The sequence below is a fragment of the Mesorhizobium sp. WSM2240 genome (genome assembly GCF_040438645.1).
Lineage (GTDB): Bacteria > Pseudomonadota > Alphaproteobacteria > Rhizobiales > Rhizobiaceae > Allomesorhizobium.
The window spans coordinates 4,750,625-4,775,228 of the sequence record NZ_CP159253.1 but is presented as its reverse complement, the minus strand read 5'-3'; the positions used below and the strand labels follow the sequence as shown (position 1 = coordinate 4,775,228).

Annotated in this window: 26 protein-coding genes; 13 read left to right on the top strand and 13 right to left on the bottom strand. The window is 63.2% G+C overall.

What is annotated here, in order from left to right:
• Positions 1-10: 10 nt before the first annotated feature.
• Together ABVK50_RS23665 and ABVK50_RS23660 are read right to left on the bottom strand one after the other, a co-directional pair.
• Positions 11-358 (bottom strand): hypothetical protein, encoded by a 348-nt coding sequence (locus tag ABVK50_RS23665; protein WP_353644260.1) that lies wholly within the window; start codon positions 356-358, stop codon positions 11-13.
• A complete protein-coding gene (locus ABVK50_RS23660; protein WP_353644261.1) occupies positions 280-843 on the bottom strand; it encodes a mechanosensitive ion channel domain-containing protein in 564 nt (187 codons plus the stop codon). The genes ABVK50_RS23665 and ABVK50_RS23660 overlap by 79 nt, the downstream gene beginning before the upstream one ends.
• A gap of 239 nt (positions 844-1,082) precedes the next feature.
• Between ABVK50_RS23660 and rsfS the strand changes: the two genes are divergently transcribed.
• The 10 genes from rsfS to aqpZ all read left to right on the top strand — a co-directional run bounded on the left by rsfS (position 1,083) and on the right by aqpZ (position 10,732).
• The gene (gene rsfS / locus ABVK50_RS23655) at positions 1,083-1,460 is read left to right on the top strand and encodes a ribosome silencing factor (RefSeq protein WP_353644262.1); all 378 of its coding nucleotides are present in this window, start codon (positions 1,083-1,085) and stop codon (positions 1,458-1,460) included.
• Between the two features lie 21 nt (positions 1,461-1,481).
• The gene (rlmH, locus tag ABVK50_RS23650) at positions 1,482-1,964 is read left to right on the top strand and encodes a 23S rRNA (pseudouridine(1915)-N(3))-methyltransferase RlmH (protein WP_353644263.1); all 483 of its coding nucleotides are present in this window, start codon (positions 1,482-1,484) and stop codon (positions 1,962-1,964) included.
• A 105-nt stretch (positions 1,965-2,069) separates the two neighbouring features.
• Positions 2,070-3,389 (top strand): murein hydrolase activator EnvC, encoded by a 1,320-nt coding sequence (locus tag ABVK50_RS23645; RefSeq protein ID WP_353645836.1) that lies wholly within the window; start codon positions 2,070-2,072, stop codon positions 3,387-3,389.
• Entirely contained in the window at positions 3,379-4,704 is a 1,326-nt protein-coding gene (locus ABVK50_RS23640) for a S41 family peptidase (RefSeq protein ID WP_353644264.1), read from the top strand. The genes ABVK50_RS23645 and ABVK50_RS23640 overlap by 11 nt, the downstream gene beginning before the upstream one ends.
• Positions 4,705-4,870: 166 nt before the next feature.
• Positions 4,871-6,034, top strand: coding sequence for a divergent polysaccharide deacetylase family protein (locus ABVK50_RS23635; protein ID WP_353644265.1), 1,164 nt, complete (start codon positions 4,871-4,873; stop codon positions 6,032-6,034).
• A gap of 2 nt (positions 6,035-6,036) precedes the next feature.
• The gene (locus tag ABVK50_RS23630) at positions 6,037-6,558 is read left to right on the top strand and encodes an RNA pyrophosphohydrolase (protein WP_353644266.1); all 522 of its coding nucleotides are present in this window, start codon (positions 6,037-6,039) and stop codon (positions 6,556-6,558) included.
• A 176-nt stretch (positions 6,559-6,734) separates the two neighbouring features.
• A complete protein-coding gene (gene alr, locus ABVK50_RS23625) occupies positions 6,735-7,850 on the top strand; it encodes an alanine racemase (RefSeq protein WP_353644267.1) in 1,116 nt (371 codons plus the stop codon).
• Positions 7,851-7,893: 43 nt separating this feature from the next.
• Complete coding sequence (locus ABVK50_RS23620; RefSeq protein ID WP_353644268.1) at positions 7,894-9,147, top strand: D-amino acid dehydrogenase; 1,254 nt, start codon at positions 7,894-7,896, stop codon at positions 9,145-9,147.
• Between the two features lie 235 nt (positions 9,148-9,382).
• Positions 9,383-9,913, top strand: a complete 531-nt coding sequence (locus ABVK50_RS23615; protein ID WP_353646972.1) for a transglutaminase-like cysteine peptidase — start codon at positions 9,383-9,385, stop codon at positions 9,911-9,913.
• Positions 9,914-10,015: 102 nt separating this feature from the next.
• Positions 10,016-10,732: an aquaporin Z gene (aqpZ, locus tag ABVK50_RS23610; protein WP_353644270.1), complete on the top strand. Its 717-nt coding sequence runs from the start codon at positions 10,016-10,018 to the stop codon at positions 10,730-10,732.
• 76 nt (positions 10,733-10,808) lie between these two features.
• On the opposite strand, the gene phbB is transcribed toward aqpZ, so the two are convergent.
• Both phbB and ABVK50_RS23600 read right to left on the bottom strand, forming a co-directional pair.
• Positions 10,809-11,531 carry an acetoacetyl-CoA reductase gene (gene phbB / locus ABVK50_RS23605; RefSeq protein ID WP_353644271.1) on the bottom strand — a complete coding sequence of 241 codons (723 nt, stop codon included), beginning with the start codon at positions 11,529-11,531 and terminating at the stop codon, positions 10,809-10,811.
• A gap of 129 nt (positions 11,532-11,660) precedes the next feature.
• Positions 11,661-12,848, bottom strand: a complete 1,188-nt coding sequence (locus ABVK50_RS23600; protein WP_353644272.1) for an acetyl-CoA C-acetyltransferase — start codon at positions 12,846-12,848, stop codon at positions 11,661-11,663.
• Between the two features lie 270 nt (positions 12,849-13,118).
• Here ABVK50_RS23600 and phaR point away from each other — a divergent pair, with 270 nt between their 5' ends.
• Positions 13,119-13,724 carry a polyhydroxyalkanoate synthesis repressor PhaR gene (gene phaR, locus ABVK50_RS23595; RefSeq protein WP_353644273.1) on the top strand — a complete coding sequence of 202 codons (606 nt, stop codon included), beginning with the start codon at positions 13,119-13,121 and terminating at the stop codon, positions 13,722-13,724.
• Between the two features lie 244 nt (positions 13,725-13,968).
• On the opposite strand, the gene ABVK50_RS23590 is transcribed toward phaR, so the two are convergent.
• From ABVK50_RS23590 to ABVK50_RS23570, 5 genes are all read right to left on the bottom strand, one after another.
• Positions 13,969-14,439 (bottom strand): VOC family protein, encoded by a 471-nt coding sequence (locus tag ABVK50_RS23590; RefSeq protein ID WP_353644274.1) that lies wholly within the window; start codon positions 14,437-14,439, stop codon positions 13,969-13,971.
• Positions 14,436-14,708, bottom strand: coding sequence for a hypothetical protein (locus ABVK50_RS23585; protein ID WP_353646971.1), 273 nt, complete (start codon positions 14,706-14,708; stop codon positions 14,436-14,438). Before ABVK50_RS23585 ends, ABVK50_RS23590 begins: the two co-directional genes overlap by 4 nt.
• A gap of 561 nt (positions 14,709-15,269) precedes the next feature.
• Positions 15,270-15,677 (bottom strand): hypothetical protein, encoded by a 408-nt coding sequence (locus tag ABVK50_RS23580; RefSeq protein WP_353644275.1) that lies wholly within the window; start codon positions 15,675-15,677, stop codon positions 15,270-15,272.
• A gap of 181 nt (positions 15,678-15,858) precedes the next feature.
• A complete protein-coding gene (gene rpmF / locus ABVK50_RS23575) occupies positions 15,859-16,041 on the bottom strand; it encodes a 50S ribosomal protein L32 (protein WP_008834724.1) in 183 nt (60 codons plus the stop codon).
• A 233-nt stretch (positions 16,042-16,274) separates the two neighbouring features.
• On the bottom strand, positions 16,275-16,982 hold the full coding sequence (locus ABVK50_RS23570; RefSeq protein WP_353645837.1) for a transglycosylase domain-containing protein: 708 nt from the start codon (positions 16,980-16,982) through the stop codon (positions 16,275-16,277).
• A gap of 169 nt (positions 16,983-17,151) precedes the next feature.
• Between ABVK50_RS23570 and ABVK50_RS23565 the strand changes: the two genes are divergently transcribed.
• Positions 17,152-18,093, top strand: a complete 942-nt coding sequence (locus ABVK50_RS23565; RefSeq protein ID WP_353644276.1) for a polyprenyl synthetase family protein — start codon at positions 17,152-17,154, stop codon at positions 18,091-18,093.
• A gap of 125 nt (positions 18,094-18,218) precedes the next feature.
• Entirely contained in the window at positions 18,219-20,555 is a 2,337-nt protein-coding gene (locus tag ABVK50_RS23560) for a response regulator (RefSeq protein ID WP_353644277.1), read from the top strand.
• Between the two features lie 16 nt (positions 20,556-20,571).
• Here the strand turns inward: ABVK50_RS23560 and ABVK50_RS23555 are convergent, their stop codons facing one another.
• The 4 genes from ABVK50_RS23555 to ABVK50_RS23540 form a co-directional block, all read right to left on the bottom strand.
• Entirely contained in the window at positions 20,572-21,327 is a 756-nt protein-coding gene (locus ABVK50_RS23555; RefSeq protein ID WP_353644278.1) for a methyltransferase domain-containing protein, read from the bottom strand.
• A 66-nt stretch (positions 21,328-21,393) separates the two neighbouring features.
• Positions 21,394-22,257: a lytic transglycosylase domain-containing protein gene (locus tag ABVK50_RS23550; protein ID WP_353644279.1), complete on the bottom strand. Its 864-nt coding sequence runs from the start codon at positions 22,255-22,257 to the stop codon at positions 21,394-21,396.
• A gap of 4 nt (positions 22,258-22,261) precedes the next feature.
• Entirely contained in the window at positions 22,262-23,515 is a 1,254-nt protein-coding gene (gene ispG / locus ABVK50_RS23545) for a flavodoxin-dependent (E)-4-hydroxy-3-methylbut-2-enyl-diphosphate synthase (RefSeq protein WP_353644280.1), read from the bottom strand.
• Positions 23,516-23,596: 81 nt separating this feature from the next.
• A complete protein-coding gene (locus ABVK50_RS23540; RefSeq protein ID WP_353644281.1) occupies positions 23,597-24,535 on the bottom strand; it encodes a bifunctional helix-turn-helix transcriptional regulator/GNAT family N-acetyltransferase in 939 nt (312 codons plus the stop codon).
• Between the last annotated feature and the right edge of the window lie 69 nt (positions 24,536-24,604).

Sequence of the window (24,604 nt, the reverse complement as noted above, 5' to 3'; positions counted from 1 at the left end):
GCCTTCCCGTCTATGTCTCGGCAGGCGATCTGGTGGCGTCTGACCGGCTGGGTTCCTCGTCGAGAGCCGACTTCACACGTCTGTTCAAATCCAGCTTGGTGGCGGCGAAGTCGGCGGTTGACGTCCAGTAGCGCAAGGTGATGCCGACACGATCGTCCCCGAGTTCGGTCACCAGCGCGGTGGGCGGCAGCTCTTTCCTGATGCGCCCGTCAGAGACGGCAAGGTCGACAAGCCTTTTTCGAATCCTATCGACATCTTGGTCATTGCCGATACGGATGGTCAGGTCGTTGCGCCAGATGCCATTGCGGGAAAAATTTCTGACAGGCTGGTTCCACAACGTCGAGTTCGGCGCGAGCATGTAAACCCGTCCGCTGTCCGTAGCCGCGTTGCAAAGAGCCCTATTTCCTCGATCGTTCCTGCTATCGCCCCGATCTCGACATCCTCGCCGATGCGGAACGGTCTGAGCACAAGCAGCATGATGCCGGCGGCAATGTTTTGAAGCGTTCCTTGCAGCGCAAGCCCTATCGCCAGGCCGACGGTACCAATTGCGGCGATAATCGAAGCCGTCTGAACGCCGAGCTGGCCGAGCACCATGACCGCGACCAGCGTAAGGACGGCATAGCGGGCAAGCTTCGAAAAGAACCGGCAAAGCGTTGGATCGAAGCCGTGAATTCGGCTTAAGCCCGAAAGCAGGTAACGTTCGGCTAGTCCGGCGACGATATAGCCGACGACAAGAAGGACTACCCCGCCGACGACAGAAAGCGAGTACGAAACCAGCAGCGCCGTTATTCGGGCAAGTCCGGTCTCAAAGGCGAGCATGGCGTCCTGGGGATTCATATCCATGATTGTCTCATCCGGCGGCTGATCCCTCGGTAACAATTGGAACGCGATGAGTTTCTTGTTTGTCGAGAGGGTCGCGATGACCGCTGTCCCATCGCTGGTCGTACTTTGCAGGCCCGCGTCTTGAAACTGTTACCCGACTCTGCCTATCTATTCATTATTCCGCAATAATGCGGATGTTGGTTGTTCCTGTTTCGAAAGGAAAGACACTGAGAACAGCACTACGGAAGAAGGCAGTAGTCATGCCTTCGCCGGCCGGGATTAGCGGAAACGCAGCCGTGTCCCGCGCCCTCGACACCGTCCTTGCCAGTCTGGAAGACTCCAAGGCCGAAAATATCGTCTCCATCGACATTCAGCGGAAATCGAGCCTCGGTGACTACATGGTCGTCGCTTCGGGCCGTTCCCACCGTCATGTCGCGGCGGTTGCCGACCAACTGCTTACGGCGCTCAAGGATGCCGGCCTCGGCACTGCGCGCGTCGAAGGCCTGGCGGGCGCCGACTGGGTTCTGATCGATTCAGGCGATATCATCGTCCATGTCTTCCGTCCCGAAGTCCGCGAATTCTACAATCTCGAAAAGATGTGGCAGACGCCGGATCTCGAGGAAGAAACGGTTCACTGAACCGTTCACGGCCGGGACAGGATGCGCATAGCCGTACATGCCGTGGGCCGGATGAAGTCCGGCCCCGACAAGGAATTGGCCGAGCGCTATTTTGACCGCTTTTCCAAAAGCGGCCCGGCGCTGGGCCTTGAATTTTCCGGCGTGGCGGAGATCGCGGAAAGCCGCGCCCAGACCGCCGGCGAGCGTCGCCGCGAGGAAGCGCAGAGGCTTCAGGCGCAGCTTGGCCCCGGCACTTCCCTGATCCTGCTCGACGAACGCGGCAAGAGCCTTTCATCCGAGGAATTCGCCCGAAAGATCGGTTCGATGCGCGACGATGGCCGGCGCGACCTCGTCATCGCCATAGGCGGGGCGGACGGTCACGAGGCTTCGTTGCGCGAACAGGCGGCCTTGGTCCTGTCGTTCGGCGCGATGACATGGCCGCATCAGCTTGTCCGCATCATGCTTGCCGAGCAGCTTTACCGCGCCGCCACCATACTGTCGGGCCATCCCTACCATCGGGCTTGACCTCGCTGTGTTTCGTCAAAAGCGTGTCTTGCCCCTGTCGCTATGGTTGATGGTGCGTTAACGAACGAGCCGATAGAATCCGGGCGGCATGTGGCGCGAATTGTGATGATGGTGAAGGGACGGAAAGCGGAGCTTCTGCGCCGCGGCATCTTTGCCGCCGCGATGCTGCTGCTTGCCGCAGGTTTCGCCCATGGCCAGAACCGCGTTCCCGAAGCGGCAGCGCCCGATCTGCGGCGCGCGGAATATGAGCGCGTGCTGCGCGAATCCGAGCTTTCGGCCGAGCGGCTGGAAGAACTCGCGGCCGAGATCGCGGACGTCAAAAAGGATCATGCCTCGATAACCGCCAGCCTTATCCAGTCGGCCAAGACCGAGCAGAAGCTCAGCCAGGACATAGACGACATCACCGGCAGGCTGGAAGCGCTGAAGGACCAGGAGGACGGCATAAGGCGTTCGCTGAGCGCCCGGCGCGGCGTGCTCGCCGAGGTGCTTGGCGCGTTGCAGCGCATGGGCCTGAACCCGCCGCCGGCGATCCTGGTAAAGCCGGAAGACGCACTGTCTTCAGTGCGCAGCGCCATCCTGCTCGGCGCCGTGGTGCCGGAACTGCGTGCGGAGACCGACATCTTGCTGGCCGATATGAAGGAGATGATGCGGCTTTCAGCTTCCATCGAGGCCGAGCGCGGCCGTCTCGTGGCATCCATCGGCGAGCAGGTCGCCGAAAAGGAGCGGCTGAACCTCCTTCTCCGGGAGAAGCAGAAGCTGCAGAGCGAAGCCGAAACCGCGCTCGCCGAGGAGCAGCGCAAGTCCGAGCAGCTCGCCGCTAAGGCGTCGAGCCTCAAGGACCTGATCGCGGCGCTGGAAAAGCAGGCTGAGGAAAACCGCCTGGCCGAAGAGGCGCGGCGCGAGGCCGAGAAGGAAAAGGCCGAGCGCGAGGCTGAAATCGCAGCCCTGCCCGATGCCAATCGGCTGCTTTCCGCCGCGCCTTTCGCGTCGCTTCGAGGGCAGGTGGCGATGCCGGTCGCGGGCCGCATGAAGCGGCGTTTCGGCGCCAAGGATGGTAACGGCGGCGTGATGCTCGGCGACATGGTTGCGACACAATCGGGAGCCATCGTCACCGCGCCTGCCGATGGCAGTGTTCTTTATGCGGGGCCGTTCCGTTCGTATGGACAACTCTTGATCCTGGATGCCGGAGACGGCTATCATGTGGTTCTGGCGGGCATGAGCAGAATCAACGTCACTCTCGGTCAGTCCGTCCTAGCCGGCGAACCGATCGGAGCGATGGGGGAAGCCAGGGTGGCTAACGCCTCGGCTGCAAGTGCAAATACCGCGCCGGAACTCTATATTGAGTTCCGCAAGGATGGAAAACCCGTCGATCCGGCCCCGTGGTGGGCGGAGCGTCTTTCTGGAAGGACAGGAAATGGTACGTAAATTGTCGCTTCTGTTTGCCGGTGCGCTGATGGGCGCATCCGCCATGAGCCTTGTCTATGGCGCGCCCGGTTCGACAGCCAACGCGGCGGGCTCGGATACTTATCGTCAGCTGGCGATCTTCGGCGACATTTTCGAGCGCGTGCGGGCACAGTATGTGACCCCGCCCGAGGAGAAGTCGCTGGTGGAAAACGCCATCAACGGCATGCTGACCTCGCTCGATCCGCATTCCTCATATCTCAATCCGGACGCCGCCAAGGACATGCGGGTCCAGACCAAGGGTGAGTTCGGCGGCCTCGGCATCGAGGTCACCATGGAAAACGAGCTGGTCAAGGTCATTACGCCGATCGACGACACCCCGGCCGCCAAGGCCGGCGTGCGCGCTGGCGATTTCATTACTGAGATCGATGGCGAGCAAGTACGTGGTCTGACGCTGAGCGACGCCGTCGAAAAGATGCGCGGCCTGGTCAACACGCCGATCAAGCTGACCATCCTGCGCGAAGGCGCCGACAAGCCGATCGATATCACCATCGTGCGTGACATCATCAAGGTGAAGGCGGTTAAGTTCCGCGTAGAGAACGATGTCGGCTACATGAAGATCACCTCGTTCACCGAGAAGACCTTCGACGATCTGGAAACCGCGATCAATTCGATCAAGAGCCAGGTGCCGGACGACAAGCTCAAGGGCTATGTGCTCGACCTGCGCCTGAACCCTGGCGGTCTGCTCGACCAGGCGGTCAGCGTCTCCGACACTTTCCTCGACCGCGGCGAGATAGTTTCGACCCGTGGCCGCGATCCGAAGGACATCACCCGCTTCGATTCGCGTCCTGGCGACATGATCGACGGCAAGCCGCTGGTCGTGCTCGTCAATGGCGGTTCGGCCAGCGCGTCGGAAATCGTCGCCGGTGCGCTGCAGGATCACCGCCGCGCGACCGTGGTCGGCACGACCTCGTTCGGCAAGGGCTCGGTCCAGACGATCATCCCGCTCGCCGAGAACGGCGCGCTGCGCCTGACGACCGCGCTCTACTACACGCCGGCCGGCAAATCGATCCAGGGCAAGGGCATCGCACCCGACATCAAGGTCGAGCAGCCGCTGCCGGAAGAGCTGCAGGGCCGTGATGTTTCCCGTGGCGAGTCCGACCTGAAAGGGCATATCAAGGGCGTGGAGGAGAGCGACGAGGGTTCGGGTTCGGCAGCCTATGTGCCGCCGGAGCCCAAGGACGACATCCAGCTCCAGTATGCGCTCGAGCTGCTGCGCGGCGAGAAGACGGATCCGGCGTTTCCGCCCAATCCGGAAAAGGCCGTGATGAACCAGTAAGATTGGCTGCTACTCTTCGGCCGGTCGTCTGGCGCGGTTTCCGTGCTTTCGTCCGGCAGAATGGGTCGGCGGTAACTCGGAGTTCACTTGTGCAATGCGTTGCTGCCGGGACCGTAAGGTTCCGGCAGTTTGATTCAGGGACTGTTCCGCCGGCGGGGGATTTGGCGTGACGCCAGAAGACAAGGACATCGAACGCCCTCTCGGGCAGGCGGTGCGCCCGGCGCGCCGGGTGTGGCCGCATTTCCGCGTCGGGCAGGTCGCAGCAGTTACTGCGGCGCTGTGCGTCGTCGCCTTTTCCGGCGCCATCGCGCTGCGCGAAAGGCCTTTCCGCAATCCGGCGGCGATTGTGGTTTCGACCCCACAGGCCGAAGCGCCGGCGCAATCGAACGCATCTGAGGTCGCTGCCGCGCCGGTCAAGCCGGCGGCTGTTCCCGACGGGCCCTCGATCATCAACGTCAATCCGCCCGACGGCGCCGGCAAGGGCGTCGTCATTATTCGCGACCCGTCGGAGATCGGCCAGAATCTGCGGGTCGCGCACCTTCCCGACAAGGCGCTGATCGAACAGAGCGAGACCGGTCCGCTGCCGGTGCGCGGCGAGGACGGCAGGCGTCCCGTAGATGTCTACGCCCGGCCATGGTCCGGAACGCGCGGCGCACGCGTTGCCATCGTGATCGGCGGCCTCGGCCTGTCGCAGACCGGCACGCAGGAAGCGATCGGCAAGCTGCCCGGCGAGATCACGCTGGCCTTTGCGCCGCAGGGCAACAGCATCGGCCGCTGGATGCAGGAGGCGCGCCGCACCGGCCACGAGATCATGATGCAAGTGCCGCTAGAGCCGTTCGACTTCCCCAATGTCAATCCGGGCCGCAACACGCTGACGGTGGACGCGGCGACGGCGGAGAACCTGAAGAATCTGCACTGGGCGCTGTCGCGCACCACCAATTATACCGGCGTGATGAACTATATGGGCGCGCGCTTCTCGGCGGACGCCTCGGCCATGGGCCCTTTCCTCGCCGAGATCGGCAAGCGCGGCCTTCTCTATCTCGACGACGGCTCGACGGCGCGCAGCGTGGCGCCCGAACTCGCCCTGAAGAACCGCGTTCCCTTCGCGGTCGGCGACACGGCCATCGATGCGGTCCGCAATCGAGGCGAAATACTGAAGAGGCTCGACGAGCTTGAACGCACGGCGCGCGCCAAGGGCTATGCCATCGGCACCGGCTCGGCATTCGACGTTACCGTCGATGCGGTCGCTTCCTGGGCGCGGGAGGCGAAGAAGCGCGGCATCGAGATCGTTCCCGTTTCCGCGCTGACGACAGATCCGGAACGAGGTTGACCATGCAAAAAAAGCGCAACGTCAGGGCCGAGGATCTTCCATATCGGCCCTGTGTCGGGGCCATGGTGCTGAATGCCGAGGGCCGCGTTTGGGTTGGGCATCGCCTTGCCGAGCCCGACGGCGAAATGGCGACTTCGCATCAGCTCTGGCAGATGCCGCAAGGCGGCATCGATGCCGGCGAGGAACCCCTGGAGGCCGCGCGCCGCGAGCTCTTTGAGGAAACGGGCATGGAAAGCCTGAAGCTGCTCGCCGAGACGCCGGACTGGATCAACTATGACCTGCCCCCCGAACTTGTCGGCATCGTCTGGAAGGGAAAGTACCGCGGCCAGAGGCAAAAATGGTTCGCCTTCCGCTTCCACGGCGACGTGAGTGAGATTCGCATCAACCCGCCGCCCGGCGGCCACTCGCCCGAATTCGACCGCTGGGACTGGAAGAGGATGGACGAACTGACCGGCCTGATCGTGCCGTTCAAGCGCAAGGTCTATGAAGAAGTGGTCGGAGCCTTCCGGCATCTGGCGGACTGAACGAGTATCTGCGCAAGAAACAATGGTTCAATGCGTTGCTTGAGGAGAATTCTGTTGCTGTTGAGGTGTGAAATAACGAAGTTTTGCATAGTTTAGCAATTCTGCCGCGAGACATTGCGTTGAAAGCGCTGGATCATTATTGAGGCTGCGAAAGCTGCGGGAAGCGGACGCTTGACGTGCAAAACTCATCCGAAACGCCGGACGTAAACCAGGCCGGTGCGATCCTTTCCATTGACCTTGGCGCGATCCGGCAAAATTACCGCACGCTCCGGAGCCGGCTGACGCGCGGCCGATGCGCTGCCGTGGTCAAGGCAAACGGCTATGGGCTGGGCGCGGCGCAGGTCGCGAAATCCTTGATGGAGGATGGCTGCGATACGTTCTTCGTCGCCCATGTGGCGGAAGGCATCGAACTTGAGCGCGCGGTCGGGCGGAACGTCGCCATCTACATTTTGAACGGCATCCCTCCCGGCGCGGAAGCGCAGTGCGCGGCCGCCGGACTGATCCCCGTTCTCAACGGCATTGAGCAACTTTATGCTTGGCGCGACACATCCCGCCGTCTCGGCAAAGCGCTGCCCGCCGCTCTCCAGGTAGACAGCGGCATGTCGCGGCTCGGCCTTTCGCCCTCGGAGGTTGATGCGATCACCGCTGATCCTGCCGCGCTGGACGGGATCGAGCTGAAGCTTGTCATGAGCCATCTCGCCTGCGCCGACGAACCCGGCAGCCCGGCGAATGCCCTGCAGCTCCGCAACTTCGAAGCGCTGCGGGCGAAGCTTCCGCCGGCGCCGGCTTCACTCGCCAATTCCTCCGGCATATTTCTCGGCGGCGGCATTCATTTCGACCTCGCCCGGCCGGGTGCAGCGCTCTACGGCGTCAATCCGACGCCCTACAAACCGAACCCGATGCGGCAGGTCGTGAGCCTTGCTGCCAAGGTTATCCAGACGCGAACGCTGGAGGAGGGCGCCGGCGTCGGCTACGGCCATTCCTATCGCGCCGGCGGCGGCTTGAGCGTCGCCACCATCTCGCTCGGTTACGCCGATGGCTGGCCGAGGCATGCGGCGTCGCGCGCTTTCCATGACGGCGTGCCCTTGCCCTTCGCCGGCCGCGTGTCGATGGACAGCATCGTTCTGGACATTTCGGCGCTGCCGGCCGGCACGCTACGCGCGGGCGATGCGGTCGAACTGATCGGCGCGCATCAAACGGTGGACGATGTCGCCGCGCTGGCCGGCACGATCGGCTACGAGATCCTGACCGGGCTCGGCAGCCGCTTTCACCGCATCTACGAGGGCGGGTGAGCGGCTTTGCCGTAGCCGAGGACAGATAGAGGGGTTTTGACGAGTGAAGGTTCTGGTTCTGGGCGGCGGGGTGATCGGCGTCACCACCGCTTATTACCTCGCGCAGGCGGGGCACGAAGTCGAGGTGATCGACCGCTGCAGCGGGCCGGCGCTCGAAACGAGCTTCGCCAATGCCGGCGAGGTTTCTCCCGGCTATTCCTCGCCTTGGGCCGGCCCCGGCATCCCGCTGAAGGCGATCAAATGGCTTCTGATGCGGCACGGCCCGCTGGTGGTGCGGCCGAAATTAGACCCGGCGATGTGGTCGTGGCTCCTGAAGATGCTGCGCAATTGCACCTCTGCCCGCTACGCCGTCAACAAGGCCCGCATGGTGCCGATCGCAGAATACAGCCGCGACAGCCTGCGTGAACTGCGCCGGGAAACCGGCATTGCCTATGATGAGCGCAGCCGCGGGACGCTCCAATTGTTCCGCACGCAGGCGCAGGTCGACGGCACCGGCGGCGACATCGAGGTGCTGAAACAGTTCGGCGTGCCGTTCGAGGTGCTCGATCCGGCTGGCTGCATCGCGGCCGAGCCGGCGCTCGCCCAAGTGCGCGAAAAGATCAAGGGCGGCCTCCGTCTTCCCGGCGACGAGACCGGCGACTGCCAGATGTTTACCGAACGGCTGGCAGCTATGTGCGCCGGGCGCGGTGTGAAGTTCCGCTTCGAGACCGCGATCGAGCGGATCGTCGTCGAAGGCAACGCCGTGACCGGCGTTGCGACCAGCGCCGGGCTATTGACCGCGGATGCCTATGTCGTGGCGCTGGGCAGCTATTCGCCGCTGATCCTGAAGCCGCTCGGGCTTTCGGTCCCGGTCTATCCGGTCAAGGGCTATTCGATCACCGTGCCGATCACCGATCCTGACGGCGCACCGGTCTCGACCGTCATGGACGAGAGCTACAAGGTCGCGATCACGAGACTCGGCGGCCGCATCCGCGCCGGCGGTACGGCCGAGATCTCCGGCTACGATCTGAGGCTCCACGAGGCACGCCGCGACACGCTTGAGCATTCGGTCGGCGAGCTTTTTCCGAACGGCGGTTCACTCAAGGACGCAAAATTCTGGTGCGGCTTGAGGCCGATGACGCCGGACGGCCCGCCGATAATCGGCGAAAGCGGCATTGGGGGGCTGTTCCTCAACACAGGCCATGGCACGCTGGGCTGGACCATGGCCTGCGGTTCGGGCCGCATGCTCGCCGACATCATCTCCGGCCGTCGTCCTGAGATCGATGTGAGCGAGCTCGGGTTGAGCCGGTATGGATAGGAAGCGCTTCGCTGCCGCGATTTTCGCCCATGTGCCTAAATTTTGGGCATGCGCAAACGCCAGCGCGGTCCCACACGAAATTCGTCAACGAATTTACCCGACATCGTTTGCCGACATTGGCACGTCTCTTGCGTGCTCGGCTCGATAGCAATCTAAGGGGGATCCGATCCTGTTCAGGCTGGTGGCTGCGATTTTGGCTTTGGCGGCGTTTGCGCCGGATGCCGCTGCACGTCCGATGGACATCGGCGGCCCGACCAGTTCGCCGATCGGCCATTTCGAATTCTGCAAGAAATGGCGCGAAGAATGTGCCAGGATCGCGGAGCCGTCCGGTCCTGAGGCGCTGGACGAAGCGGCGTGGGCGGCCGTCAGGCGGATCAACGATCGCATCAATTCTGAGATTGCTCCGAAGACGGACCGGGAACTCTTCGGCAAGGAAGAGTTGTGGACCTTTCCCAAGATTGCCGGCGATTGCGAGGATTTTGCGCTGCTCAAGCGCCGCATCCTGATCGAGGAACAGGGCTTGTCGCCTTCGAACGTGCTTTTGACGGTGGTGAAGAGACAAAGCGGGGAAGGCCACGCCATCCTGACGCTACGAACCACGGAAGGAGACTTCGTGCTCGACAATCTTCATCCGGCGGTTCGGAGCTGGGAGGCCGCGAAGGGGTACAAATTCGTCAAGCGCCAGTCCTCCGAAAACGCAGCCGCATGGGTCGCGATCGGCGACCCCGGCCCGGCGCCCGTTCTGTCGGCAGGCAGCAAGCCGTAAGGACCCGGCAAAGACTTTCCGCACCGGAAACTTTCGCGCTCCGATTGTATTTTTCGCGATTTGGTGGCTTCATCAGGTCCTTGGTACCTGGAGGGCATCACCATGTCTAAACGTCTCTTCGCCGAATTTCTCGGCACTTTCTGGCTTGTCTTCGGCGGCTGCGGCAGCGCCGTTCTCGCCGCCGCGTTCCCCGATGTCGGCATCGGGCTGCTTGGTGTTTCGCTGGCCTTCGGCCTGACGGTTCTGACGATGGCCTATGCTGTCGGCGGCATTTCCGGCGGCCACTTCAATCCGGCCGTCTCGGTCGGCCTGCTCGTCGCTGGCCGCTTTCCGGCAAAAGATCTTCTCCCCTATGTCGCCGCCCAGATCGTCGGCGCGGTCGTGGGCTCGGCGGTCCTCTACCTGATCGCCACCGGCAAGGCGGATTTCTCGCTGGCAGGCGGCTTCGCCTCGAACGGCTATGGCGAGCATTCGCCCGGCGGCTATTCGATGGGTGCGGCGCTCCTGGCCGAGATCGTGCTGACCTTCATGTTCCTGATGATCATCCTGCGTGTCACCTCAGGCGACGTGCCGGCCGGCTTCGCGCCGATCGCCATCGGGCTCACGCTGACGCTGATCCATCTGATATCGATACCGGTGACCAACACTTCGGTGAATCCGGCCCGCTCGACCGGGCCTGCCCTGTTCGTTGGAGGCTGGGCAATCCAGCAACTCTGGCTGTTCTGGGTTGCGCCGATCGTCGGCGCTGCGCTCGCAGGCTTGGCCAATAACGTCCTGTTCGAGAAGCGGCCGGGCGTGGTCGCCGGCACGCCGGCCTGACGCCGGCCTGAACCATCGGCACGGTCGAGAAAACGGCGCCCTTGGGCGCCGTTTTCATGTCCTGTGATGTTGCCGATCAGGCGAAATACTGCCCGCCATTGGCGGTAATCGTCGAGCCGGTGATGAAGCCGGCTTCATCCGATGCAAGGAAGACGACGCAGCGCGCGATTTCGCCGGCTTCGCCGAGCCGCCCGACCGGGATCTGCGCGATGATTGATTCGCGAACCTTTTCGGGCACCGCCATCACCATATCGGTAGCGATATAGCCGGGGCAGACCGCGTTGACGGTTATGCCGGCGCGGGCGCCTTCCTGCGCCAGCGCCTTGGTGAAGCCAAGATCGCCCGCCTTTGCCGCCGAGTAGTTCGCTTGGGCGAACTGGCCTTTCTGGCCGTTGATCGACGAGATGGTGATGACACGGCCGAATTTTCTCTCCCGCATGCCGTTCCACAGCGGGTGCGTCATGTTGAAGACGCCGTTGAGGTTGGTGTCCATGACCTCGCGCCACTGCTGCGGCGTCATCTTGTGGAAAGGCGCGTCGCGCGTGATGCCGGCATTGTTGACCAGAATGTCGACCGGCCCGACATCGTCCTCGACCGCCTTGATGCCGGCGACGCAGGCTTCATAGTCTGCCACCGACCATCTGTAGGTGCCGATCCCGGTCTCGTCGGTGAATTTCTTGGCCGCCTCGTCATTGCCGGCATAGTTCGCGGCAACGTTATAGCCGGCCTTTTTCAACGCGATGGCGATCGCCGCGCCTATGCCGCGCGATCCGCCCGTGACGAGTGCCGTTCTGGTCATATCTTTCCTCCCTCGATGTTCTTATCCGAAACCGGTAGCGGCAGTAGGCAGTAGGCAAAAGAACTGCGTCTTCGACTGCGCGCTTTTGCTCTCCCACTGCCTACTGCCTATTCCCGACTGCCTTGCTTCTCAGTTCATTGCCTCCACGCACATCGCCACGCCCATACCGCCGCCGATGCAAAGCGTGGCCAGGCCCTTCTTCGCGCCGCGTCTGCGCATCTCGAAGGCCAGCGTGTTGAAGATGCGCGCGCCGGATGCGCCGATCGGATGTCCGATGGCGATGGCGCCGCCATTGACGTTCACGATCTCCGGATCCCAGCCCATATCCTTGTTCACGGCGCAGGCCTGTGCGGCGAACGCTTCGTTGGCCTCGACCAGATCGAGGTCGCCGACCGACCAGCCGGCCTTCTCCAGCGCGCGGCGCGAGGCGGGAATGGGTCCGGTGCCCATGATCTGCGGATCCACGCCGGCGGTCGCCCAGGAAACGATGCGCACCAGCGGCGTGATCCCGCGGCGCGAAGCTTCAGCCTCGGTCATCAGCACAGTCGCCGCCGCGCCGTCGTTCAACCCCGATGCGTTGCCGGCCGTCACCGTGCCTTCCTTGTCGAAGGCGGGGCGCAGCTTCTGCATGGCGTCGATGGTCGCGCCATGGCGGATATATTCATCCTGGTCGACGATGGTGTCGCCCTTGCGTCCCTTCACCGTCACCGCGACGATCTCGTCCTTGAATTTTCCGGCCTTCTGCGCGGCCTCGGCTTTGTTCTGGGAGCGAAGCGCGAACTCGTCCTGCGTCTCGCGGCTCAACTGCCACTGGCGCGCCACGTTCTCGGCGGTGATGCCCATATGATAGCCGTGGAAGGCGTCCCACAGTCCGTCCTTGATCATGGTGTCGATCAGCTTGAAATCGCCCATCTTCACGCCGGCGCGCATATGCTGGCAGTGCGGCGACATCGACATCGATTCCTGGCCGCCGGCCACGATGATCTTGGCGTCGCCGGTGGCGATCTGCTGCATGCCGAGCGCGATGGCGCGCAAGCCCGATCCGCAAACCTGGTTGAGACCCCAGGCAGTGGTTTCCTTGGGCAGGCCGGCGCCGATCGAGGCCTGCCGGGCCGGGTTCTGGCCTTCGCCCGCTGTCAGCACCTGGCCGAGGATGACCTCGTCGACCTCCTGCCCGTCGACGCCGGCGCGCGCCAGCACTTCTTTGATCACGACCGTGCCGAGTTCGTGCGCCGTGGTGTTGGCGAAGGCGCCGTTGAAGGAACCGACAGGCGTGCGGGCGGCGCTGGCGACTACGATTGCGTTGGAAGCGGACATTTTCGTCTCCGGGCTGGTGCTGGAAGTGTCGAGCGGTCAGGCTTTTCTTGCCCTTTCCTCCAGCCGAGTCAAATCGAATTGCCGGCCGGCAGCCCTGCGTCAGGCGGCGGGGCGGCGGCATGCTGCGCCGTTAGCCGCAGCATGACTGCAGCATGAACTTTCGCACTGCACAAAGCGCTTGGATTCGTGACGCTTTTGCGCATATCCTGTTTTCGGCGCAATCGTTACCGGCTGCTTACGCAAGCCCCGGAGTTCCTGGGAGGAATATGGATGCCCGCAAAAGACGATCCGGTGGTAATAAAAAAATACGCCAACCGACGGCTCTACAACACGGGCACCAGCACCTATGTGACGCTGGAAGATTTGGCCGAGATGGTCAAGAAGGGCGAGGATTTCACCGTCCAGGACGCCAAGACCGGCGACGATATCACCCATCCGGTGCTGACGCAGATCATCTTCGAGCTGGAGAACAAGGACGGGCAGAACATGCTGCCGATCCCGTTCCTGCGCCAGCTTATCGCTTTCTACGGCGACCAGATGCAGATGATCGTGCCGAGCTTCCTCGAGCAGTCGATGAGCGCCTTCGCCAAGGAGCAGGAGCGCTTTCGCGAGCAGATGAAGTCGGCCCTCGGCAAAGGCTCGATCGACATGATGAAGATGCCGCCGCCGCTCAAGGCGCTGGAGGAGCAGACGCGGCGCAACATGGAAATGTTCCAGAACGCCATGCGCCTGTTCACGCCCTTCCCGCCGGCCGGATCCTCCGCCCCGCCGCCACCCGAGCCGGAAAAGAAGGAATCTTCGCCAAAATCCGACGACCTTCAGGAATTGAAGGACCAGATCGCCGCCATGCAGCGCAAGATCGATTCTATGGGGTGAGCCGCCGGTTCGCGGAACGCGAATTCGCCATGCCGGTGGCATGGCGAAAGGCGAGCGAACGCCGGGACGCTGCGCAGCAGCGGGGACCCGGCAGGAATGGTCCGCGTAGCGGACGAAAAGCCAACGATTTGGCTTTTCGAATGACGAACGCCCGGAGCCCTAGCGGAGGGCTGGGCAACGCCGGGACGCCACGAAGCAGCGGGAACCCGGCAGGTAGGCAGGAAGGCCGGCCAACACCGACAGCTCAGCCTTTTGCCGCAGCCTCAAGCTCGGCAATGTCGAACTTCACCATCTTGAGCATCGCTTCGGTGACCCGTTTGGCCTTGGCCTGATCGGGATCGTTCATGAGTTCGCCGAGCTGCTGGGGCGCGATCTGCCAGGAAAGGCCCCAACGGTCCCTCAACCAGCCGCATTGCTCTGTCGAGCCGCCCTCCTTCAGAGCGTCCCAAAGCCGGTCGATCTCGGCCTGGGTTTCACATTCGACCATGATTGAGAAGCTGTGGTTGAACGGGTCGAGCGGACCCGCCTCGATCGCCATGTAGCGCTGGTCGCCGAGCGTGAAGGCCGCGATCTTGACGCTGCCCGCGGGTCCGCTCGGGTTGTCGGCGGGCACTGCCGAGACCCAGTGGACCGACGAGCCGGGAATGAGGGAGGTGTAGAAGCCGATGGCCGCCTCCATGTCCTTCTCGAACCAGAGATGTTGAGTAACCTTCATCGCAGGATCCTTTCTTGAGATCGTGTTGAGCCGAACGGCGCGTGCCCGACGCAGCCGTCTCTCGTCTCAAGGACGAACGAGGAGATGTCTTTCCGACAAATGGGACGATTTTTTTTGGCGGCTCGAGCGGGGAGTTTGTTGTGGATGTGGACAAAACCCGCCCTCGTATCGAGCCAGTTGAAGAAATCTTCCTTCCAGATCAATGGGATGTAAGATTCTTGAAGAATCTTGGCACGCTGATTTGTCCACGCATCCTGGCTGTCGCGCATTATCACCGGCAGTTTCTCCCGCGGGAACACCGGTCGCGACGGTGATCTGTGGGGAGGAACCGGCGCCTCCGTCCTGCCACCAACGTAGCCGGCAGGCCCGGGCAGGTTCCGTCCAAGGGTTCCCGCCGGGACACTACGGTCCCGGAGTGCTGGACGAGCACACAGGGCGGCCCGGGATCAGCGGGCTGAGGGGCCAACACTGGCACGCTCCCGCGTGAAGCCGAATGTCGATGAGGCGACCGGCTTCGGTCCCGGCAAACCGCCCAGCGGAACGGATGGAAACGACAAAGCGCCGGCGGGGCGTGGAGACCGCGCCACGTTATTTTACTTTAGGAGGCACGGCCTCGCGCCCCGCTTCCCGACTACTCCTCGCCAATGAGGAGCGTTCTTTGACAATGGTCAGACGCGGCAGCGGGCGTGGCGACGGAGAGGTGCGAGCCGGGGACAGTTTACTTTCCGCGGAAAGGCCGCGGCAGTCGAGAGGTTGGCGCGGGCGGAAAAAAGTAAACTGTCCCCTGCGGGAGCGTGCCGCCCTCGACGGGAAGGAAACGTAGTACCCTGCTACCCCAGATGAACGTCGCGCCCGGAGGCGCGCAGCGACACCGAGAATCCAGCCAGCACGTCGACCAGGGTGATCACCATCAGCGTGAAGAACACCGGATGGGCCGCGCCTTTGACCAGCAGGAACTCGACCAGGAAAGCCGCGAAAACGAAAGTGGAAAGCAGATGATCGACCACCGAGGCATTCGAGGTGCGCGTCGACTTCACTATCTCAATGAAGAGCAGCAGGAGTGCGACCACGATCAGCGAAATGCCGAGCGTCATCGAAAACTCGCCGCCGGACATCATGGTGAACGAGAATATCTCCGTCGCCCAGGGATCGCCTTCCGGACCGCCGCCGAAAAAGCCGGCCAGGCCCATATTGTAGAGAATGAACGGCACGATCAGCAGCGGAATGCTGGAAAGCATTTGGAATCTCCCACCTGGCATGGTCCCGAAAAGTTGCAGATCCTTCGGATCAGATCATGCGCCCGACATTGGATTGACGGCCTATGAAGGCAGGATTTTGCAGCGTCAAGCACCCGCCCAAACGAAAAGGACCGGCGCTTGGCCGGTCCCTTATTCGTCTAGGCATGGACGCTGTAAGCGCTCAGCTTTCCTTCGGCGTCAGCACCTGGCGGCCGCGATACATGCCGGTCTTCAGGTCGATGTGATGCGGGCGGCGCATCTCGCCGGAATTCTTGTCCTCGACATAGGTCGGGGCCTTCAGCGCATCGGCCGAACGGCGCATGCCGCGCTTGGACGGCGAAGTTTTTCGTTTTGGCACAGCCATGGAATTGCTCCATCTATCGGTAAAGGTCCGGCATGCTCTTGTTGAAGAGTTGTTCGATCCGGACCGGAATCTGAGAAAGTCGGCGAGCCTATACACGGCAAAGCCGCGATTGACCAGCCCGCCGCGAAATTTTTTGAAGCGTGCGGCGCTATGCCCGCTGGGCGAGTCTGACGACTGGCTCGGGCGTGCCGAGATTCAGGTAAGGTCGGCATCACCTGAAGCTCACAGGCCCGTCATTCGAGGCAGCGGACATAACCACCCGATCGCGCCGCCCGCCGTTCGATCGTGTTGGCGAGCCGCTTCAGGCCTGGGCCGGGCCGGGCCGGGTTACGTGCAGCCGGATTGGGCAGCGTCACCGCCAGCAGGGCAGCTTGGCGGGGCGTCAGTTGGCTGGCCGAAACACCGAAATGGTGCTGTGCGGCGGCCTCGATACCATAGACGTTCGGCGCCCATTCCGCGATGTTCAGGTAAATTTCCATGATCCGCCACTTGGGCATCACCATATCGAAATACACCGCCAGCGGCAGTTCGAGCGCCTTGCGCACCACGGAGCGGCCGTTCCACAGATAGAGGTTCTTCACCGTCTGCATCGGGATAGTGGAGGCGCCGCGCGTCGCTTCGCCGGCCAGCGCATCGTCGAGCACTACCTTCAATTCGCCGAGATCGATGCCGTGATGCGAGCAGAACTGCCCGTCCTCCGACATGATGACGGAATGGGCGAGCACCGGCGCGATGTCTTCAAGCGGCACCCAGCGCCTGTCATAGCCCGAAAACGTCGCCAGATCCTTCAGCATGAGCGTCGAGACCGGATGCACGAAGGGCAGGAGATAGAGGAGCGTCAGCACCACCGGCAGAAGCGCGAGCGCAAGCGCAGCCATCACTGTGCGGCGGACCCACAGGCCTGTCGCGGCGCGCGATCTTCGTCTCCGCTTCGGCGCCATCGCCAGCCTCTCGGTCTCGGGATCGACTATCGGTTCGTCCAAGCCGCCTGCCTCTGCCTCTCTTCCGATCCGGCATAATGGTGCTTGGCCTTTCGCGCAACGTCTGGCCGGCAACAGAGAGGATTGCGGACGCTTGACCGGGTGCGCGATTGCCGTAAACGGTCGGATCATGACGATTTCAGCCGAATTGCCGTTCGAGGCCATTCTTGAGGCACACGCCGAAGCAGTCGAGGCGCTGTTGCGGCGGCTGCTCGACGACCGCGCCCGCAGCGGCGAGATCGCGCGGCCGGCGAGCCTCATGGCGGCGATGCGGCACGGCGTGCTCAATGGCGGCAAGCGCTTGCGGCCTTTTCTGGTGCTGGAAAGTTCGGCCCTGTTCGATCCCGAATCCGGCAGCGAAGCCGCGTTGTGGGCCGCTGCGGCGTTGGAATGTGTGCATTGCTATTCGCTGATCCATGACGATTTGCCGGCGATGGACAACGACGATCTCCGCCGCGGCCAACCGACCGTCCACAGGGCATTTGACGAGGCGACCGCCATTCTCGCCGGCGACGGTCTCTTGACGCTGGCCTTTGACATATTGGCCGATGGCGCGGCCGCCGAGCGGCGCGACGGAAATCTGTCTGCGCAGACACGGCTCGACCTTGTCCTCGGGCTGGCGCGCGCCGCCGGTGTCGGCGGCATGGTCGGAGGGCAAGCGCTGGACCTGCAGGCTGCGCGCAAACCGCCGGACGAGACCGGCATCATCACTCTGCAGGCGATGAAGACGGGCGCATTGATCCGCTTTGCCTGCGAGGCGGGTGCGATCGTCGGCGGCGCGCCGGCGCCTGATCGCGAACGCCTGGCCGAATTCGGCTCGGCCATCGGGCTGGCCTTCCAACTCGCCGACGACCTCCTCGACCTCACTGCCAATGCCGAGACCATGGGCAAGGCGACCGGCAAGGACCAGGCGGCCGGCAAGGCGACGCTTGCGGCACTGCACGGCGTGGAATGGGCGCGCAGCCAGCTTTCCGGCCTGATCGGACAGGCCCATGCGATACTGGAACCCTATGGCGAGCGCGCGGCGATTCTGAAGTCCGCCGCAAGCTTCATAGCAGATCGCCGGAACTGAGCGGCCTTCGAATCGCAACGCTGCTGCGGTGATATTGGCCAAAGCCTTGCGCTTGAACGTTTTTTTAATGGTAATGAGGCGTAATCCGGATCTGTAAAGTTTTGCGTATGTGTCCGGAGAGTGCGTTGCCCGACTATTCATCGTTCATCCGGTCCGTCCGGATCCGGTATCTTTCTGGTCTGCTTGCCTTCGCGCTGACCTCCGCCGCGATCATCTATGCGCTCAACGGCGTCAACGCATTCCGGCACGATATAGACGCGATCAGCGAACAGATGGTCTCGCTTGCGCGCGATTTGCGCAACGCCACCAACTTCGCCGATACCACCACTACGGCGTGGCGAGCCGAGACGCGCGACGCGCTCAAATCTGCGGCCCACGGCCACGCCGAGCGCCTGAACGCCAGCATAGAGGCGCTGACCGCAGCTGTGGCGAATGTCAGGTCACGCCTCTCCAAGGGGACCGCGGACGAACTCGATTCCGCCTCCATCAATGGCGATCTGTTCTGGTCGGCCCGCGATATGGTCCGCAATCTAGGAGTATTGGCCACGGCCCAGGCCCCGGACGAAGCCGCCTATCGCGAGATCAATAACCAGAACAAGTTTTTTGCCCAGCCGTCGCTTATACGCGCCGGCGCGGCGCTGGACGCCGAACACAAGCTGGTCGAGGCGCGCGGCAACGCGCTTCTGCTCTGGGCGAGTGCTGCATTGCTGGCTGTACTCGCGAGCGTCGCCGTCTGGATTTTCCGGCCGATGGAAGAGGCCATCCGTCGGGCTTTCGCCCAGTCATCGGAATCGCTGTTCAAGGCCGAGGCTGCCGACCGCGCCAAGTCCGAATTTCTTGCCAATATGAGTCACGAGATCCGCACGCCGATGAACGGCGTGCTAGGCATGGCCGAACTCTTGGCCAAAACCGAACTCACGCCGCGCCAGAAGACTTTCACCGAGGTCATCGTCAAATCCGGCAATGCGCTGATCACCATCATCAACGACATTCTCGACTTCTCGAAGATCAATGCCGGCCAGCTGACTCTCGATCCTGCGCCGTTCCGGCTGGCCGAAGCGGTCGAGGATGTCGCCACGCTGATCTCGGCCCGCGTCGCCGAGAAGAACCTCGAACTCATCGTTCGTGTAGACCCCCGGCTGCCAAGCGACGTTGTGGGTGACGTCGGCCGCTTTCGCCAGATCGTCACCAACATGGTCGGCAACGCGGTGAAGTTCACCGAAAAGGGTCATGTCCTGATCGACGTATCCGGCGAGGTGATCGAGGAGACGGTCCAGCTCAAGGTCCGGGTCGAGGATACCGGCATCGGCATACCGGCCGACAAGCTGCAGACCGTGTTCGAGAAATTCGCCCAGGTCGACGGATCGTCGACCCGCCGGCACGAAGGCACCGGGCTAGGTTTGGCGATCGCCGCCAGGCTGGTCGACCTTATGGGCGGCACGATCGGCATAGAGAGCGAGGTCGGCCGCGGCTCCGTCTTCTGGTTCTCCGTGCCGCTGCCCGTCCACGAGGCAGGCACGAAGAACGAGATCGTCCCGGTCGACGTCACCGGCGCACGTGTGCTGGTCATCGACGACAATCCGGTGAACCGTGAGATCCTGCTGGAGCAGTTGAGAAGCTGGGGCTTCGATTGCGCGGCCGCCGAAAGCGGCGCCGTCGGCCTCGCCTTCCTTGATCGCGCCAGCCAGCTCGGGGCGGCGGTCGACTGCATCATCCTCGACTACCAGATGCCCGGCATGAGCGGCGCCGACGTCGCCAAGGCGATAAGCTCCGATGTCCGGCTTTCCGGCATTCCCGTGGTGCTCCTGACGTCGGTGGATCACATCGATTTCGGCCGGCTGGTCGTCGATTACGGCATTGCCGCGCACCTGACTAAGCCCGCCCGCTCGGCCATGCTTCTCGGCACGGTGATCGCCGTGATCCAGCGCGCCCGCACTCAGGTTGGCAAGGCCCAGTTCGTCCGCGAGCCGGTACAGCAGTTGCAGAACGCCGTCGCGTCGGCCTTCACGACGCTGCGCGGCGGGCCGGCTGCCGGGCAAGAGCGCGATGCGGCCCTCCCCGGCAATGCGCCGCTCGACATTCTGGTCGCCGAGGACAATGAGGTGAACCAGATGGTGTTCGGACAGATACTCTCCGGCCTAGGCCTCTCCTATCGCATCGCCGCCAATGGCCGCACCGCTGTCGAGATGCACCGCTCGCTGCAGCCGAAGCTGATCCTGATGGACGTCTCGATGCCGGAAATGAACGGCTACGAGGCCGCGCACGCCATCCGGGAGTTCGAGAAATCCACCGGCGCGCACATTCCGATCATCGGCGTCACCGCGCATGCGCTGAAGGGCGATCGCGAAAAATGCCTGGAATCCGGCATGGACGATTATATCCCGAAGCCGGTCTCGCCGGACCGCCTCGGTGCCAAGATCGGCTCCTGGCTCAGCGAGAGCGCGCTGGCGAAAACGGCGTGAAGAGCAGAGACAGGGGTTAGCGCAAACGGCCGATCGGGATGATCTCGGGCGAGGTCTGGCGATAGGGCCCGCCTAGCCAGTCGCCCAGCCATTCCTCGACGACGAGGCCAGCGCCGTCAAGCATTTCGGCTAGAGCTTCCTTGGTCGGGAACGATATGTCCGACTTGGCAGAGAGGCGCCGCCCGCTCGCCAAAACTTCATAATGCGTCTCGTAAGTCACTACGCCTGTGGCTGCATCCTGGCTCGAATCGTTCCATGCCTTGACGGCGCCAAGCCGTGGATGCTCAAGGATTCTTTCCGATTGTTGCGGATTCCAGGTCCGCCACTCTTCCATCGCGGGATTTCGGCTGTCGAAGATGAAGCGTCCTGCGGGTGCTAGATGGCAAGCGATGGTCCGCAGAACCGCCTCTTGATCGCTCCTTGTGAGAAACACCTGGAAGGCATGTCCGGTCAAAAGCACCAGATCGAACTTCAGCCCAAGCCGGACATCGCGTGCATCCGCTTCGACCCAGCTGACCTTATGTCCATTTGAGCGATGTCGAGCAATTTCGAGCATGGCGGCTGCCGGATCGACGCCTGTGACAGATCTGCCATTCGCCAGGGCTGCTGCGAGTTGACCGGTGCCGCATCCCAGATCAAGAACCGATTGCCTGCCTTCAGCCAGTCGAAGGCAATAAGCCAGATCCTCGCCGCCTTCATTCTCGATGTCGTAGAACTGAACAAGATCCGGATCTCTGTAGAGACGGTCATCAACTGATGCATTGTGGAGCATTTAAAATCCAAACCTGGTGCGGCGACCCGCTCTTTAGCACCGCGACGGCCGATCAGAAACGCCCATCTAGCGGTTCCGCACCACGACGCACGATCCGCCGGCGCCGCGCAACTGCTGGCAGATGATGTCGGCGTTGGCGCGGTTGTCGACGCCGATCCTGACTGCATAGATGCCACGCCGGCCGATCGGCGTGCGCACGCGGCTGACGACCGGCTCGTAATCGGCGAGCAGCGCCGAAAACCGGCCCTTCAGACGCTGCCACTGCTTTATCGCGGCTGCGCGGCGGAAATTTCCCGCCACCTGGACGCCCCAGGGCTTGATGTTGACGGTCGCCATGGCGGTCACCGCCGACTGGATAGCCGGCAGGCGCCGGCAGGATTCGTCGAACGGCGCCTTCGGGTCGAGCGGCCGGATCGTTCCCGTGTATGCCGCATTGGTAAAATTTTCCGCATACTCGCCCATGATGTCGAGCACGTAATCCTCCGTTTCGAGCGGCAGGAAACCACCGGAGGACAGCCAGCGCGAGACGCGGTTCTCGCCGGCATTGTAGGCCGCCGCCGCGAGTCCGAGATTTCCGAAGCCCAATCTCAACTCGCCGAGGTATCGCGCCGAGGCCGGTATCGCCTTCTCGATGTCGAAACTGTCGTCGAGGCCTCGCAGCGCAGCCGTGCCCGGCATGAACTGCGCGATGCCCTCCGCGCCCGCAGGGCTGACGGCATTTGCGTCGAAGCGGCTTTCCTTCCAGATCAGCCGCGCGAAAAAATCCTTGGGCAGGTTGTTGCGCTCGGCATGGATTTCGATCAGGTCGCAAACCCGGTCGATCGTCACGGGCGGCGGTCCGAGCGCCGACGAAGGTTCGGCCCCGGCCGGAGCGCAGGCCGCAAGGAGTACTGCAGAGGCCAGGCGCAGCGTTCGCCGGGCAGCCCGCATCGTTCTACTCCGCCGCGGCCTTGCCGCTGCGCCCGAAGCGCTGCTCGATATAGTCCGCGACCATCTTTTCGAATTCCTCGGCGATGTCGGGACCGCGCAGCGTCGCAGCCTTGCGGCCGTCGATGAACACCGGCGCGGTCGGCATCTCGCCGGTGCCGGGCAGCGAAATGCCGATGTCGGCATGTTTCGATTCGCCCGGTCCGTTGACGATGCAGCCCATCACCGCAACCTTCAGGTCCTCGACGCCCGGATATTTCTCGCGCCAGAGAGGCATGTTCTTGCGCAGATCCGCCTGGATGTTCTGCGCCAGTTCCTGGAACACGGTCGAGGTGGTGCGGCCGCAGCCGGGGCAGGCCGCCACGGTCGGCACGAACTGGCGGAAGCCCATGGTCTGCAGGAGTTCCTGCGCCACCTGCACTTCGCGGGTGCGGTCACCGTTCGGTTCGGGCGTCAGCGAGACGCGGATCGTGTCGCCGATGCCCTGCTGCAGCAATATGCCCATTGCCGCCGAGGAGGCGACGATGCCCTTGGAGCCCATGCCGGCCTCGGTCAGGCCGAGATGCAGGGCGTGGTCGGAGCGCTTCGCCAACTCGGTATAGACGGCGATCAGATCCTGCACCTGGCTGACCTTCGCCGACAGGATGATCTTATCGCGGGCAAGCCCAATCTCCTCGGCCGCATGCGCGGAAAGCAGCGCCGACTGCACGATCGCTTCGCGCGTCACCTCCTGCGCCGTCAGCGGCGAGCCTTGCTTCTGGTTCTCGTCCATAAGCCGGGTCAGAAGGTCGGCGTCGAGCGACCCCCAATTGACGCCGATGCGCACCGGCTTGCCGTAGCGTATCGCCATTTCGACGATGGCGCCGAACTGCTTGTCCTTCTTTTCCTTGAAGCCGACATTGCCCGGGTTGATGCGGTACTTCGCCAGCGCCTCGGCGCATTCGGGATGATCGGCAAGCAGGCGGTGGCCGATATAGTGGAAGTCGCCGACCAGCGGCACGTTGATGCCGAGCCGGTCGAGCCGCTCGCGAATGCCGGGCACGGCGGCGGCGGCCTCGTCGCGATCGACGGTGATGCGCACGATCTCGGAACCGGCGCGGTGCAGCGCCGCGACTTGGCGCACCGTCTGGTCGACATCGGCGGTGTCGGTATTGGTCATCGACTGGACGACGACCGGCGCGCCGCCGCCGACCATCACGCCGCCGACATCAACGCCGACCGACTTGCGGCGGGCAAAGGGGGCGGAAAAATACCCGGTCATCGGGCGGCCTCTTCGAGCGAAAATTCCGCCATGAGGTGGAGGACGGCGCTCGTTATGTCAATGGCGAAGTCGATTCGCAGGTCAGAGCGCGAGGTCCCAGGTCTGGCCGACAAGATCCTTGCCGAAGGAATGGTGGCGCTCCTCACCGACCAATCGGAAGCCGGCAGCCTGATAGATGCGGCGCGCCGAGACGAGCACGTCATTGGTCCACAGCGTCAGGGTCTTGTAGCCCTTGGCGCGGGCGAATCCGATGCACTCGTCGACCAGCCGGCGGCCGACGCCGAGACCGCGCGCCGAGGGCTCGACATAGAGCAGGCGCAGTTTCGCCACGTCGGCGGATTTGCGCATGAGAAAGACCGAGCCGACCACCTTGCCTTCGCGCTCCGCGATCCAGGCATTCTCGTGTTCCGGGTCGAATGACTTGACGAAGCCGGCGAGAATTTCGGCCGCCAGCGCCTCGTAGCTTTCGTCCCAGCCATATTCCCGCGCGTAGAGGACGCCCTGCCGGTGGACGATCCAGCCGATATCGCCGACCTGAAGCGGCCGCAGGCTATAGGAGACTTTCTCCGGCTTCTGATCCTGGCCGAGCAGGCGCTGAACCCGCTGCATGGCCGAGACGACGGCCTCGCGGTGTTCCGTGGAAAGGCGGCCGAGCAATCCCGCAACTTCTTCCCGCGACGCCTGGTCAAGCGGCTCGAAAGCCTTGCGGCCCGCCTCCGTGATCGTCAGCATGGACTGGCGTGCATCCGCCGGCGACGGTGCCTTGGTCACAAGCCCGCGGCTTTCGAATTTCTTCAGAAGACGGCTGAGATAGCCGGCGTCCAGCCCCAGGTCGCGGCCGAGATCGGTTGCGGTCAGGCCATCGCGGTGGGCGAGTTCGTAGAGCACTCGGGCTTCGGTCAGCGAAAAAGCGCTTTTGTGCAGCCGCTCCTGGAGCAGGCCGATCTGGCGCGTGTAGAACCGGGTAAACGCCCGAACATCCGCGATCTGTTCTTTGGATGGGATCGCGATTTCGGTCATCGGAGCCTCCGCTGCTCCGATCAATGTCATGGAAATAGTTGACTGAGTCAAGTAATTGCGTGAGAGCGC

Excerpts from the sequence above, each read along its gene's own strand:
- ABVK50_RS23665 (WP_353644260.1), bottom strand. The coding sequence starts at position 358 with ATGCTCGCGCCGAACTCGACGTTGTGGAACCAGCCTGTCAGAAATTTT.
- ABVK50_RS23660 (WP_353644261.1), bottom strand. The coding sequence starts at position 843 with ATGGATATGAATCCCCAGGACGCCATGCTCGCCTTTGAGACCGGACTT.
- rsfS (WP_353644262.1), top strand. The coding sequence starts at position 1,083 with ATGCCTTCGCCGGCCGGGATTAGCGGAAACGCAGCCGTGTCCCGCGCC.
- rlmH (WP_353644263.1), top strand. The coding sequence starts at position 1,482 with ATGCGCATAGCCGTACATGCCGTGGGCCGGATGAAGTCCGGCCCCGAC.
- ABVK50_RS23645 (WP_353645836.1), top strand. The coding sequence starts at position 2,070 with ATGATGGTGAAGGGACGGAAAGCGGAGCTTCTGCGCCGCGGCATCTTT.
- ABVK50_RS23640 (WP_353644264.1), top strand. The coding sequence starts at position 3,379 with ATGGTACGTAAATTGTCGCTTCTGTTTGCCGGTGCGCTGATGGGCGCA.
- ABVK50_RS23630 (WP_353644266.1), top strand. The coding sequence starts at position 6,037 with ATGCAAAAAAAGCGCAACGTCAGGGCCGAGGATCTTCCATATCGGCCC.
- ABVK50_RS23615 (WP_353646972.1), top strand. The coding sequence starts at position 9,383 with ATGGACATCGGCGGCCCGACCAGTTCGCCGATCGGCCATTTCGAATTC.
- aqpZ (WP_353644270.1), top strand. The coding sequence starts at position 10,016 with ATGTCTAAACGTCTCTTCGCCGAATTTCTCGGCACTTTCTGGCTTGTC.
- phbB (WP_353644271.1), bottom strand. The coding sequence starts at position 11,531 with ATGACCAGAACGGCACTCGTCACGGGCGGATCGCGCGGCATAGGCGCG.
- ABVK50_RS23600 (WP_353644272.1), bottom strand. The coding sequence starts at position 12,848 with ATGTCCGCTTCCAACGCAATCGTAGTCGCCAGCGCCGCCCGCACGCCT.
- phaR (WP_353644273.1), top strand. The coding sequence starts at position 13,119 with ATGCCCGCAAAAGACGATCCGGTGGTAATAAAAAAATACGCCAACCGA.
- ABVK50_RS23590 (WP_353644274.1), bottom strand. The coding sequence starts at position 14,439 with ATGAAGGTTACTCAACATCTCTGGTTCGAGAAGGACATGGAGGCGGCC.
- ABVK50_RS23585 (WP_353646971.1), bottom strand. The coding sequence starts at position 14,708 with ATGCGCGACAGCCAGGATGCGTGGACAAATCAGCGTGCCAAGATTCTT.
- ABVK50_RS23580 (WP_353644275.1), bottom strand. The coding sequence starts at position 15,677 with ATGCTTTCCAGCATTCCGCTGCTGATCGTGCCGTTCATTCTCTACAAT.
- rpmF (WP_008834724.1), bottom strand. The coding sequence starts at position 16,041 with ATGGCTGTGCCAAAACGAAAAACTTCGCCGTCCAAGCGCGGCATGCGC.
- ABVK50_RS23570 (WP_353645837.1), bottom strand. The coding sequence starts at position 16,982 with ATGGCGCCGAAGCGGAGACGAAGATCGCGCGCCGCGACAGGCCTGTGG.
- ABVK50_RS23565 (WP_353644276.1), top strand. The coding sequence starts at position 17,152 with ATGACGATTTCAGCCGAATTGCCGTTCGAGGCCATTCTTGAGGCACAC.
- ABVK50_RS23555 (WP_353644278.1), bottom strand. The coding sequence starts at position 21,327 with ATGCTCCACAATGCATCAGTTGATGACCGTCTCTACAGAGATCCGGAT.
- ABVK50_RS23550 (WP_353644279.1), bottom strand. The coding sequence starts at position 22,257 with ATGCGGGCTGCCCGGCGAACGCTGCGCCTGGCCTCTGCAGTACTCCTT.
- ispG (WP_353644280.1), bottom strand. The coding sequence starts at position 23,515 with ATGACCGGGTATTTTTCCGCCCCCTTTGCCCGCCGCAAGTCGGTCGGC.
- ABVK50_RS23540 (WP_353644281.1), bottom strand. The coding sequence starts at position 24,535 with ATGACCGAAATCGCGATCCCATCCAAAGAACAGATCGCGGATGTTCGG.